The organism is Pseudomonas sp. GW823-FHT02F05 (assembly GCF_058797315.1).
This window is the reverse complement of sequence record NZ_JBXAJM010000055.1, coordinates 1-611: the sequence shown is the minus strand read 5'-3', so window position 1 is coordinate 611 and position 611 is coordinate 1. Positions and strand designations below refer to the sequence as shown.

The 611-nt window shown below is 50.7% G+C and carries 1 rRNA gene; it reads left to right on the top strand.

Annotated elements, in window-relative coordinates:
• Positions 1-163 precede the first annotated feature (163 nt).
• A 16S ribosomal RNA gene (locus AC1RAC_RS28305) occupies positions 164-611 on the top strand; the annotation flags it as partial.

Sequence of the window (611 nt, the reverse complement as noted above, 5' to 3'; positions counted from 1 at the left end):
CCGCTCTTTAACAACTGAATCAAGCAATTCGTGTGGGTGCTTGTGGAGTCAGACTGATAGTCAACAAGATTATCAGCATCACAAGTTACTCCGCGAGAAATCAAAGATGTAACCAACGATTGCTGAGCCAAGTTTAGGGTTTCTTAAAAACCCAAAGATGTTTGAACTGAAGAGTTTGATCATGGCTCAGATTGAACGCTGGCGGCAGGCCTAACACATGCAAGTCGAGCGGTAGAGAGAAGCTTGCTTCTCTTGAGAGCGGCGGACGGGTGAGTAATGCCTAGGAATCTGCCTGGTAGTGGGGGATAACGTTCGGAAACGGACGCTAATACCGCATACGTCCTACGGGAGAAAGCAGGGGACCTTCGGGCCTTGCGCTATCAGATGAGCCTAGGTCGGATTAGCTAGTTGGTGGGGTAATGGCTCACCAAGGCGACGATCCGTAACTGGTCTGAGAGGATGATCAGTCACACTGGAACTGAGACACGGTCCAGACTCCTACGGGAGGCAGCAGTGGGGAATATTGGACAATGGGCGAAAGCCTGATCCAGCCATGCCGCGTGTGTGAAGAAGGTCTTCGGATTGTAAAGCACTTTAAGTTGGGAGGAAGG